Source organism: Flavobacterium enshiense (genome assembly GCF_040750275.1).
In the GTDB taxonomy this organism is placed as follows: Bacteria; Bacteroidota; Bacteroidia; order Flavobacteriales; family Flavobacteriaceae; genus Flavobacterium; species Flavobacterium enshiense_B.
In genome coordinates this window covers 147,429-159,406 of the sequence record NZ_JBDOCV010000005.1, presented here as the reverse complement: position 1 = coordinate 159,406, position 11,978 = coordinate 147,429, and the positions used below count along the sequence as shown (strand labels likewise).

Genomic DNA, 11,978 nt, shown 5'->3' with positions numbered 1-11,978 from the left:
ACCAAATTTTTACACACCATCCCGCATGATCGAGAAAATTAAATTAGACAACATCCTGTTTCTGGACATTGAAACCGTACCGGAAATTGAAGATTTCAACACATTGGATCCTGTAAAACAGGAACTTTTCGCCACCAAAACACAATACCAGCGCAAAGAGGATTTTACTCCGGAAGAATTTTACGAACGTGCCGGCATTTGGGCCGAATTCGGGAAAATCATCTGTATTTCCGTGGGCTATTTTACGTTGAAAAGCGACATCCGTCATTTTCGGGTGACCTCGTTTTTTGGGGACGAAGTCAAAATCCTGAAAGACTTTTCAAATTTGCTGAACAATCATTTTGCGCAACCGCAACATTTGTTGTGTGGCCACAATGCCAAGGAATTCGATTTTCCTTTTATCGCCAGAAGAATGCTGATTCACGGGCTTCAAATTCCGCAAAAATTGAACCTGTTCGGCAAAAAACCTTGGGAAGTGCCGCATCTGGACACCATGGAATTGTGGAAATTCGGCGATTACAAAACGTTCACTTCTTTAAAATTACTCACCAACGTTTTGGGAATTCCTTCTCCAAAAGACGACATTGACGGCAGCGAAGTCGGCAAGGTTTTCTACATCGACCAAGACATCGACCGCATCATTACCTATTGCGAAAAAGACGTGATTGCCGTAGCACAGATATTTTTAAAAATGCGCCGGGAAGACTTACTGATAGAGGAAGAAATCATTCATGTTTAGAAGCTTTTTCCCGCTATCCGCTAACCCGAGCGAAGCGAACTGACGAAGTAATCTTTTTTGCTGTCACGCCCGGTGGAATTCAGCTAGTGCAAAAAAGGATGCCGCTGCACCCGAGCGGAGCGAACTGACGAAGTAATCGGGGCTAGGCCTACGGAAAAGAGAAAGAAATTTCGGTGATCTTTACGGCACGTGATCTAACCTCGAACATACGAAGTAAAAAACCTTTGCGAACGTTGCGGTTAAATAGTACATTTACCAAAAAACAGATTTTATGGTATTAAGCAGATTCTGGCTCGCGATTTTTATCTCTTCCATTGCCTTTGTTGTTATCGGTTTATTTTCCGGTAGCAGTTATTCCATCGATTACGTATTGAACGGCAAAAAGGACGAACCGATTTTAATCAACGAAAAGTACCTAAACGAAGTACCTCTTTTCATTAAAGACAGTATCGAAAAATCCCCGGAAAAAACCATTGTCATCAACAAAGTCGAAACGAATCCGGATACGACATACGTGTACAAAAACCAAACGGTGAAAATTTACAGCGGAGTTCAGAAATCAGACGGTTTATTACCGACCTGTAAAAGCACAGTACTCGATCTGATTATTCCGTTGATTGCCTATTTGGCCTTTTTCTGCGGATTAATGGAGCTTTTAATCATCTCCGGTGCTTCCGGAAAATTAGCGAAAATTTTAAGTCCGGTTTTTGTAAAAGTGTTTCCCAGTGTTCCAAAAAACCATCCGTCGATTTCTTATATGACCTTGAATTTTGCCGCTAACTTTTTAGGTTTGGATTCTGCGGCCACGCCATTCGGCTTAAAAGCCATGGAAAGCTTACAGGAAATAAATCCCGAAAAAGACAAAGCCAGTGATGCGCAAATTATGTTCATGTGTTTGCATGCCTCGGGACTCACCTTAATTGCTACCTCTATCATAGGCTATCGGGCTGCTGCGGGTGCTACCAACCCGGCCGATGTAATGTTGCCTTGTATCATCACTTCTTTCATCGGAACAATTGCTGCTTTTCTGATTGTTGGCGTGAAACAAAAAATAAATTTCAAAAGCGCTTCTCTGGTGGCGACTTTGATGGCATTAATTGCCGGAATCATTGGCTTGTTGATGTACGTAAACCATTTGGATCTAATCGGTAAAAACTATTTCACCTCCAATCTTTCTGCGTTGATATTGGTGGGCATCATTGCTTTTACGTTGCTTTTTTCCTTCCGTAAGGAAAAGAAATTTACCGAGGCAGGCACTACCGTTTTTGAAGCCTTTGTAACGGGGGCCAATAACGGCATTAAAACCGGGGTTACTATTTTTCCTTATGTTTTGGGAATGTTAGTAGCCATCTCGTTATTCAGGAACAGCGGCTTGTTCGAAATCATCAGTAATTGGATTGCCTTTCTTTTCTCCAATATGGGCGTAAGCAAAGAAATTACCGACGCATTACCGGTGGCATTGCTAAGACCTTTCAGCTCTGCGGGATCACGAGGATTTTTAATTGATTCGATGAATACCTTCGGCGCCGATTCCATGACCGGAAGATTGAGCAGTATTTTCCAATGCAGCGCCGAGAGTACGTTTTACGTGATTGCAGTGTACTTCGGTTCGGTGAACATAAAAAACACCCGTTATGCTTTGGGAACGATGCTTTTGGTGGATGTGATTTGTGTGATTACGGCTATTTTCGTGGCAAGCTGGTTTTTTTAAAAACTTCTTTTGAAATAAGTCATGAAAAAAATATGTCTGATTTTCACATTATTGACTCTGATAAGTTGTAAAAAAGAAAATACACTTCAGGATACTGTGACCGAAAGTCATCATTCGAAATTTAAGAGTCATACAACAACAAGAGTTTCAATAGATACTGCCTTCTTTTCATACGATTCAAAAAGAAGACAGAACGATTATGTGTTAGTTTATGTGTTGCAAAAACAGTACGATAAAGACAGCATTTGTAAAGCAACATTTCGATTGGATTTCGTTCAAAACCAAAAGCGAATGTATTCCCGTAATGTTGTAGTAAATGGTTTTTACCTCGGTGCTGCCTGGTATGCCAACTATGAATTGGATTCTGTGGCCTCTCCTCTGAAAAGCGTAAATGTTGGCGTTGAAGCCTGTGGTTATACACAAACGCATTTTCTCTTTTACATTGATGGAAAAAAATCAGATTTAGTGCACCAATGGGAATCTATGAGCGACAGCGGTTGGGGTTCTTGGAGTGAGATCATTTCCGGTACACCAAATGATTTTTATTTCCGAACAGAAGCTTTTTTACCAGCAGACGAAACTCCAGATGAAAATGAAGAATGGGGTATCAATACTTTTTCAGATTCTACTCATTTTCAATTAAAAAATGGGAAATGGATAAAAACCCAACTGACAGAAAAAGGAAAAACATACCGAAGCAAGAAACTTACTTTTAACGAGTATAACAAAATAGACGAATAATTTGATTTTTAAAAAGTTGACCGTTTACTAAAAAAATGGTATTCCTTAAAAACACAATATTCCTTATCTTTACGCTCCAAAAAATTACGAAACTATGGACTTTATATACCAAGACCCGTATCCGATTCTAAAAGACGATACGCACTACCGAAAAATCACTTCCGACTACGTAAAAGTTGAACAATTAGGTGACCGTGAAATTCTAACGGTTGATCCAAAAGGGTTGGAATTGTTAGCGGAAGAGGCGATGAGCGATGTATCGTTTATGCTGCGTTCATCGCATTTACAAAAATTAAGAAGTATCATTGACGATCCGGAAGCGACTGACAATGACCGTTTCGTAGCCTATAACTTATTGCAAAACGCTGTTGTGGCTGTTGACGGGCAATTGCCTTCCTGCCAGGATACCGGAACCGCTATCGTCATGGGAAAAAAAGGAGAAAACGTCTATACGGGTGCTGATGACGGTGAATGGTTGTCGAAAGGAATTTTCAATACCTACCAAAAAAGAAATTTACGTTATTCCCAGATTGTACCGATTTCGATGTTCGAAGAGAAGAACTCGGGTTCCAACCTTCCGGCACAAATCGATATTTATGCAAAAAAAGGAGCTTCCTATGAGTTCTTGTTTTTAGCGAAAGGCGGTGGATCTGCCAACAAAACGTTCTTGTACCAAAAAACAAAATCGTTGTTAAACGAAAAATCCTTAGACGAATTCGTTCGCGAACGTATCATGGATTTGGGCACCTCAGCTTGTCCTCCGTATCACTTAGCCATTGTAATTGGTGGCACTTCTGCGGAAGCGAATTTGGCAGCCGTTAAAAAAGCATCTGCCGGATATTACGACAATTTACCGACTTCCGGAAACATGGCGGGTCAGGCCTTCCGTGATTTGGAATGGGAAAAACGTGTACAACAAATTTGCCAGGAAAGCCATATCGGAGCGCAATTCGGTGGAAAATATTTAACGCATGACGTTCGTGTGATCCGTTTACCGCGTCACGCTGCTTCCTGTCCGGTGGGCATGGGGGTTTCGTGTTCAGCCGACAGAAACATAAAAGGAAAAATCACTAAAGACGGGATTTTCGTAGAGCAATTGGAAACCAATCCAAAACAGTTCTTACCGGAAACCGCTCCGCATTTGGAAGCACCGGTGGAAATCGACTTGAACCGTCCAATGGCGGAAGTTTTAGCGGAATTGACCAAATACCCGATTAAAACCCGATTAAAACTAAACGGAACCTTAATTGTGGCCCGTGACATCGCGCACGCTAAAATCAAAGAATTATTGGATGCCGGACAACCGATGCCGGAGTATTTCAAAAATCACCCAGTGTATTACGCCGGACCTGCAAAAACACCAGAAGGTATGCCTTCGGGAAGTTTCGGACCAACCACCGCAGGACGTATGGACGTGTACGTGGACGAATTCCAGAAACACGGTGGCAGCATGATCATGTTGGCCAAAGGAAACCGAAGCAAAGACGTAATGAACGCTTGTAAAACATACGGTGGTTTCTACTTAGGTTCCATCGGTGGGCCTGCTGCAATCTTAGCCAAAGAAAACATTCTTTCGGTAGAAGTGGTGGATTTTGAGGAATTGGGCATGGAAGCCGTTCGTAAAATTACCATCAAAGATTTCCCAGCTTTTATTATTACGGATGATAAAGGAAATGACTTTTTTGAAAACCTTTAATAAGTCTTCAGTCGCAGTCACAGTATACAGAAAACCCCGAAAATAATTTTCGGGGTTTATTTTATAACTTATTTTAGAATGAAAACCGAGACTGCAACTGTAAACTATTCCACATAAAGTACCAATCCTTTCAGGTAATGGCCTTCCGGATGGTAAATGTTGGTAGGATGATCCGGTCCTTGTGACAGCTTGTGCAGCACACGAATATTTCGTCCGGTTTCAATGGCCGCGGCGGCAATCGTATTGTAAAACAACACATCATCAATCACCTGAGAACACGAAAATGTAAATAAAATTCCTTTTGGCGCTAGTGATTTTAATCCGGCAATATTCAAACGCTTGTAAGCTTGGGTCGCGGTATGTTTACTTTTGATACTTTTGGCAAAGGCCGGCGGATCGAGAACAATCAAATCGTATTGCTGGTTGTGTTCTTTCAGAAAATCAAAAACATCGGAGGCAACGGCTTCGTGGTTACAATCGTCATAATTCAGTTCCATGTTCCGTTCGGCTAAAGCCACGGCTTTTTCGGAAATATCTACGGAAGTAACCAATTGGGCTCCGGCGCTCATCGCATAGACGGAAAAACCTCCGGTATAACAGAACGTATTTAAAACCCTTTTGCCATGCGCATAGTGAGCTAACAATTTTCGATTGTCGCGTTGATCTAAGAAGAATCCTGTTTTTTGACCTTCCACCCAGTTTACTGCAAACAGGATATTGTTTTCTTTGGCTACCGCTTCAGGTTTGTCCCCAAACAAAAAGAAATCTTTTCCGGTATGCGGCAAAGTACCCGAGCTTTTGCAGTAAATCGTGTCACAATGTTCGGTGAAATTATCTTTGATGGCTTTTGCAATGGCTTCAATCTGAAAATAGATTCCCGAGGAATGCGCCTGCAAGACCCAGTTTTTATCATAATAATCGATGATTAAACCCGGGATTCCATCACCTTCTCCATGAATCAGACGAAACGCGTTAGTTTCCTCTAACTTCAATAATTTCAAACGCAGTTCCCAGGCGGATTGCAATTTGGTTACCCAGAAATCCGCATCAAATTTTTCTTTTCCGAAAGTTAAAATCCGAACCACGATGCTTCCTTTGTCACTAAAATACCCCGTTCCTAAATGGTTATTTTGGGAATCCACCACATCGACCATTTCGCCGTCGTTAATTTCTTGCGTAACGCCATAAACCGCACCGCTGAACACCCATGGATGACGGCGCTGAATGGATTTTTCTTTCCCTGCTTTTAAAATTACTTTCGGATAACTCATGCTTTCTTATTTTGATGCAAAGGTAAAAACAAAAAGCATCTTTAGTAAGTTTTACCAAAGATGCTTTATTATTTATTACAAAAATATTAGTTGATGGTCATTTCCGGAATATCGCCTTCAATGATTAATTCTGCCTCTGTAGCCTTGATGACATCTTCAACGGAAACACCCGGAGCTCTCTCAAGAAGTTTGAAACCTTTTGGTGTAACTTCCAAAACAGCCAATTCTGTCACTACTTTTTTCACACAACCTACACCCGTTAATGGCAAGGTACATTTTTTAAGAATTTTAGATTCACCGGCTTTGTTTACGTGCATCATCGCCACGATAATATTTTCTGCGGATGCCACCAAGTCCATAGCACCTCCCATTCCTTTCACCATTTTCCCCGGAATTTTCCAGTTGGCAATATCTCCGTTTTCGGAAACTTCCATCGCTCCTAAAATCGTTAAGTCGACTTTTTGAGCGCGAATCATCCCGAAACTAAAAGCCGAATCAAAGAAACTCGCGCCCGGTAATGTGGTTATGGTTTGTTTTCCGGCGTTGATGATGTCTGCATCCTCTTCACCTTCAAACGGAAAGGGTCCCATACCCAATACGCCGTTTTCGGATTGAAATTCTACTGCGATATCTTCACGAACAAAATTGGCAACTAATGTTGGGATTCCAATTCCTAAATTTACATAGTAGCCGTCTTTTACTTCTTGTGCAATGCGTTTTGCTATCTGATTTTTATCTAATGCCATGATTAACTTCTTTGTCGTACGGTTCTTTGCTCAATTCGTTTCTCAAATTTTTCACCTTGGAAAATACGGTTGATCATAATTCCGGGAATGTGAATCTCATTTGGATCCAAGGTTCCTGCCGGCACTAATTCCTCAACCTCAGCGATAGTAATTTTTGCCGCTCCGGCCATAGGTGCGTTAAAGTTACGGGCGGTTCCTTTAAAAATAAGGTTTCCGGCTTCGTCGCCTTTCCAAGCTTTTACAATCGAAAAATCGGCTTGGTAAGCCAACTCCATGATGTGCATTTTTCCGTTGAATTCGCGTACCTCTTTTCCTTCCGCCACTTCGGTTCCATAACCGGCCGGTGTAAAGAATGCGGGAATACCGGCTTGTGCGGCACGACATTTTTCAGCCAACGTTCCCTGTGGTGTTAATTCCACTTCCAATTCACCGCTTAACATCTGGCGTTCGAATTCGGCATTTTCCCCTACATAAGAAGAAATCATTTTTTTAATTTGTCTTTTTTGAAGCAATAAGCCCAAGCCGAAATCGTCTACTCCGGCATTGTTGGAAATACAGGTTAAATTAGTGGTTTCCTTGCGAACCAATTCGGCAATACTGTTTTCCGGAATACCGGACAGACCGAAACCACCCAACATGATGGTCATTCCGTCCTGAATCCCTTCTAAGGCTTCTTGTACGTTATTAACTTTACGGGTAATCATTGTTATAGTTTGTGTTTGTTTAATTATATAAGTATAAAGACGTCCCAAAACAGGACGTCTTTGTTTTAAAAATCGAATTCTTCGGTAGTTGGTTCTTCCACTTTGGTTGAATCGGTCTCGACAGCTTTTCTAGGTGTCCAACAGTCTACTTTTATGGCGAAATTTTCTGGTTTTTCAAACGGTTTCTGAGAAACATTCAGCGTTTCATCTTCATAACATTTCTTCATGAAGATTCCCCAAATCGGTAGGGCCATTGTAGCACCTTGCCCCATATTGGTCTGCTCGAAATGCGCCGATCGGTCTTCGTTTCCTACCCAGACTCCGGCTGCTAAATTTGGCACCATTCCAATAAACCAACCGTCGGAATTGTTTTGTGAGGTTCCTGTTTTACCGGCAATCGGATTTCTCAAATTATATGGAACTCCTGTAACGCGCGCCGATTCCGGGGCACTCCCCCAACGCAAACGGGAACCGGTTCCGTATTCGGTTACTCCTTCCATCAATTTGATCATGGTATAAGCGACATCTTTACTCATTACATCGCGGGATTCCGGTATAGGTTCGTACAAAACCACGCCGTTTTTATCTACAATTTTCTGAATTACCTGAGGCTTCATATATACCCCTTGATTGGCGAACGTACTGAAAGCCGCCACCATCTGTTCCACCGTAATGTCTACTGCCCCTAAGGCAATGGATGGCTGTACCGGAATTTCGGAAGTAACCCCTAATTTCTTAGTCATGTCTACTACGGCTTCAGGGCCTACTTTGTCGATCAGTTTGGCAGAAACGGTATTGATGGAATTTGCCAGGGCTGATTTTAAATTCACCAAACCACGATAATTTCCGGTGGAATTCTTAGGGTTCCAATCGGCATCGATTCCATAACGTCCTTTTGGCATCGTAAACGGTGAATCGTAAACGGAATCACAAGGCGACATTTTTAACTGCTCAATAGCTGTCGCATATAAAAACGGCTTAAACGTTGAACCTACTTGTCGCGCTCCTTGCCCTACGTGGTCGTATTGGAAATGCTTATAATTGATACCTCCTACCCAAGCTTTTACATAACCGGTTTGCGGCTCCATGGCCATCATTCCGGTTTGAAGGAAGTGCTTGTAATATAAAATGGAATCGCGCGGACTCATCAAGGTATCTTTTTCGCCTTTCCAGGTAAAAACCTTCATCTTGGTTGGAATCTCAAAAGATTTTACAATTTTATTTTCATCAAAACCTTTATCCGTCATAATACGCCAACGTTCGGAATTTTTCATGGCACGGCTCATGATAAGCTTGGTTTCCTCAGGAGTAATACCGATAAAAGGAGCGTTTGGATTGTCTTTCTGACGCTTGCTGAATTCCTGTTGCAGATTGGCCAAATGCTCTGCTGTCGCTTCTTCGGCATACTGCTGCATTCGGGAATCGATCGTCGTATAAATTTTTAAGCCGTCGCGGTAAATATCGTATTCGCCTTCCCCGTCTTTTCGCGGATTGTCTTTTACCCATTTTTTCATGAAATCACGCAGATATTCTCTGAAATAGGTTGCGGTTCCTTCAATATGACTTTCCGGCGTGAACTTTAAAACGATCGGTTGTTTCTGAAAATATTCTTTCTTCTCTTTGGTTAAAAAACCGTTTTTCTCCATCTGATGCAACACCACATTACGTCTTTGGGTTACTTTTTCCAAACGCCTACGCGGATTAAATAACGATGGGTTTTTCAACATGCCCACAAACATCGCGGCTTCATCCACGGTTAAATCTTTCGGCTCTTTGTTCAGGTAAATTTTGGCTGCGGAACGAATTCCTACCGCATTGTTTACATAATCCACCGTATTAAGGTAGTGCGCTATAATTTCCTGTTTGGTATACTGACGCTCCAATTTGGTAGCAATAATCCATTCTTTAGCCTTCTGGATGATACGCAACGGCAAAAACTTCGATCCTTCTCCGTGGAAAAGATTCTTCGCTAACTGCTGGGTTAAGGTACTGGCACCTCCACTGCTTGCTAGGCTCAAGACGGCACGTAAAGTTCCCTTACTGTCAATTCCTGAGTGTTCGTAAAAACGTTCGTCTTCGGTGGCTACCAAAGCTTTCACCAAATGATCCGGCAATTCCGCATATTTAACCGGTGTTCTGTTTTCCAGATAGAATTTCCCGATAGTAACCCCATCCGAAGAAATAATTTCCGTAGCCACATTAGAGTTCGGGTTTTCCAACTCGTCGAATGAGGGCATCGCTCCGAAAAGTCCCCAGGAAGCGAAAAGGAAAAATAAAATCACCCCGCCAAAGCAGTAGAAAAAAAGTTTCCAGAACTTCTTAACATAAGGTGAAAAGTCTTCTTTTTTATTGTTGATCTGAGCCATTGTTATTTTGTATTTTCAATTCTAAAACCTATTTCTGAAATTCCGGGCAACTGCTCTAATCCCGGCACTTTTCCGGTTTCACGCACGGCTTGTTCAATACTTACAACATACTTGCCTTTTTTAGGAAAGTTCTCCTTTTCCTTATACCACAATTTACTTTCCTTAACATCGGAAAAACCTTCTCCCATTAAAGTACCATCCGGATTTGCCATCTGGTATTCCAACGTATCAACTTTCGTTACGCCGTCGGGTTGCAGCATCGAAACAATCAGAAACAAATTGTTGAACGGATAGTCACTATTGTTCCGAACATTGATAAACATGTTGTATTTCGCTACCGTATCCTGTTGTTCGAAGGTAAAAGCCACCTTCTGTTTGGTGTGCCAGCTACCGTCGATTTCATGGTATTCATCGAAAACTCGTTGCTTGTCGCAGGAAATAAAGGCCAGCGACATCAAAAATCCAACAAGCAGTACGTTATTCTTTTGACGCATTTTTATCGTTTGAAGGTTTGTTTCGGTTAGGTTTGTATCGTTTTTTATTCTTTTTCTGTTCCTCAGAAGCATTCGTATTGTTATCCTTAGGGGTTTGTTCCGGACGCTCTTGTTTTACCGGTCGTTCACCGCGTTCGGGTCTTTCTGATCTTTCTGGTCTTGGTTGACGTTCTCCTTGCGGTCTTTCCGGTCTTGGCTGGCGTTCCCCTTGAGGTCTATCCGATTTTTCCGCTGTGGCATTCGGGCGCTTTTTATTCGGGCGCTTTTTCTTTTTCGGCTGATCGAAACGGGTTAAACTGTCCTGCCCTACAGCATTCTGGAAGTTTTCCTCCACCGATTGCGTTTCTTCCACGGCATAATCCTCAATAGACGAAACACGTTTCTTTTCTTTGTTCTGCGCCACAATTTCTCTTACCTGCTCAACTTTTAACACATGCCAATGCGCAAAATTATCGGTGTAGGCAAACCACATCAGTCCTTTAAAAATATCTAACTTCTGACAAATGGCGTCGCCTTTTTCCGTGTACAATTTGGTATCCATTTCCGGAAAACCTTTCAAGGCATCCAAATAAGTATCCAATTCATAGTTTAAACAGCATTTCAGTTTACCGCATTGTCCGGCTAGTTTCTGCGGATTTAGGGATAACTGCTGATAACGCGCCGCGGAAGTATTCACACTTCGGAAATCGGTTAACCAGGTCGAACAGCACAATTCGCGTCCGCACGAACCGATTCCGCCCAAACGCGCTGCTTCCTGACGGAAACCTACCTGCTTCATCTCGATTCGGATGCTGAATTCTTTGGCGAAATCTTTAATCAACTGACGGAAATCCACACGATCATTCGCGGTATAATAGAACGTCGCTTTCGAAGCATCACCCTGAAATTCAATGTCGGAAATTTTCATCTCCAGTTTTAAAGCAATGGCGATTTCGCGGGCACGCACCTTCATCGGCTCTTCCCTGTCGCGGGATTCACTCCAGATATCGATGTCTTTTTGAGACGCTTTTCGGTATACTTTCGGCACTTCTCCATCCGGATTTACGCCTTTTTTCTTCATTTGAACCTTTACCAATTCACCCGTTAAGGTTACAATCCCCACGTCGTGACCCGGAGAAGCTTCGGTTGCAATAATGTCTCCGATGGATAAGGTTAGTTTTTCGGTGTTGCGGTAAAATTCTTTTCTTCCGTTTTTGAAACGCACTTCCACACAGTCGAAAGGTTCCTGTCCTCCCGGTAAACTCATGTTGGAAAGCCAATCGAAAACCGTTAATTTGTTGCAGCTGTCGGTGCCGCAAGTCCCGTTATTTTTACATCCGCGCGGTGTTCCGTCCTTGGAACCCGTGGAACAGTTGGTACATGCCATAGTTTTGAATATATAGTGGTCGTCCGCCGCAGCGAACTACTTTGTTCGTAATTAGGTTTTGTGTGTAAAGATAGTATTTTTTAGTTGCAAAGCCACACTCTGAAAAGTTGTAATCTTCTTAATTTTTACCAACAAAAAAACCTG

At 42.2% G+C, this 11,978-nt stretch carries 10 protein-coding genes; 4 read left to right on the top strand and 6 right to left on the bottom strand.

The genetic code is table 11. The features are described from left to right. The first annotated feature begins 25 nt into the window (after positions 1–25). From ABGT15_RS09875 to ABGT15_RS09860, 4 genes are all read left to right on the top strand, one after another. The gene (locus tag ABGT15_RS09875; RefSeq protein ID WP_367231260.1) at positions 26–739 is read left to right on the top strand and encodes a 3'-5' exonuclease; all 714 of its coding nucleotides are present in this window, start codon (positions 26–28) and stop codon (positions 737–739) included. Positions 740–1,010: 271 nt separating this feature from the next. Next, on the top strand, positions 1,011–2,450 hold the full coding sequence (locus ABGT15_RS09870) for a nucleoside recognition domain-containing protein (RefSeq protein ID WP_367231259.1): 1,440 nt from the start codon (positions 1,011–1,013) through the stop codon (positions 2,448–2,450). A 21-nt stretch (positions 2,451–2,471) separates the two neighbouring features. After that, positions 2,472–3,191 carry a hypothetical protein gene (locus tag ABGT15_RS09865; protein WP_367231258.1) on the top strand — a complete coding sequence of 240 codons (720 nt, stop codon included), beginning with the start codon at positions 2,472–2,474 and terminating at the stop codon, positions 3,189–3,191. Positions 3,192–3,285: 94 nt separating this feature from the next. Beyond that, a complete protein-coding gene (locus ABGT15_RS09860) occupies positions 3,286–4,887 on the top strand; it encodes a fumarate hydratase (RefSeq protein ID WP_367231257.1) in 1,602 nt (533 codons plus the stop codon). Positions 4,888–4,991: 104 nt separating this feature from the next. Here the strand turns inward: ABGT15_RS09860 and ABGT15_RS09855 are convergent, their stop codons facing one another. The 6 genes from ABGT15_RS09855 to ricT form a co-directional block, all read right to left on the bottom strand. Next, positions 4,992–6,158 carry a class I SAM-dependent rRNA methyltransferase gene (locus ABGT15_RS09855; protein WP_367231256.1) on the bottom strand — a complete coding sequence of 389 codons (1,167 nt, stop codon included), beginning with the start codon at positions 6,156–6,158 and terminating at the stop codon, positions 4,992–4,994. Between the two features lie 86 nt (positions 6,159–6,244). After that, entirely contained in the window at positions 6,245–6,904 is a 660-nt protein-coding gene (locus ABGT15_RS09850; protein WP_367231254.1) for a CoA transferase subunit B, read from the bottom strand. A 2-nt stretch (positions 6,905–6,906) separates the two neighbouring features. Beyond that, positions 6,907–7,608 carry a CoA transferase subunit A gene (locus ABGT15_RS09845; protein ID WP_367231253.1) on the bottom strand — a complete coding sequence of 234 codons (702 nt, stop codon included), beginning with the start codon at positions 7,606–7,608 and terminating at the stop codon, positions 6,907–6,909. Between the two features lie 65 nt (positions 7,609–7,673). Then, positions 7,674–9,974, bottom strand: a complete 2,301-nt coding sequence (locus ABGT15_RS09840) for a penicillin-binding protein 1A (protein ID WP_367231252.1) — start codon at positions 9,972–9,974, stop codon at positions 7,674–7,676. Between the two features lie 2 nt (positions 9,975–9,976). After that, positions 9,977–10,468, bottom strand: coding sequence for a gliding motility lipoprotein GldH (locus tag ABGT15_RS09835; protein WP_367231251.1), 492 nt, complete (start codon positions 10,466–10,468; stop codon positions 9,977–9,979). Then, positions 10,452–11,834 (bottom strand): PSP1 domain-containing protein, encoded by a 1,383-nt coding sequence (gene ricT / locus ABGT15_RS09830; RefSeq protein WP_367231250.1) that lies wholly within the window; start codon positions 11,832–11,834, stop codon positions 10,452–10,454. The genes ABGT15_RS09835 and ricT overlap by 17 nt, the downstream gene beginning before the upstream one ends. Between the last annotated feature and the right edge of the window lie 144 nt (positions 11,835–11,978).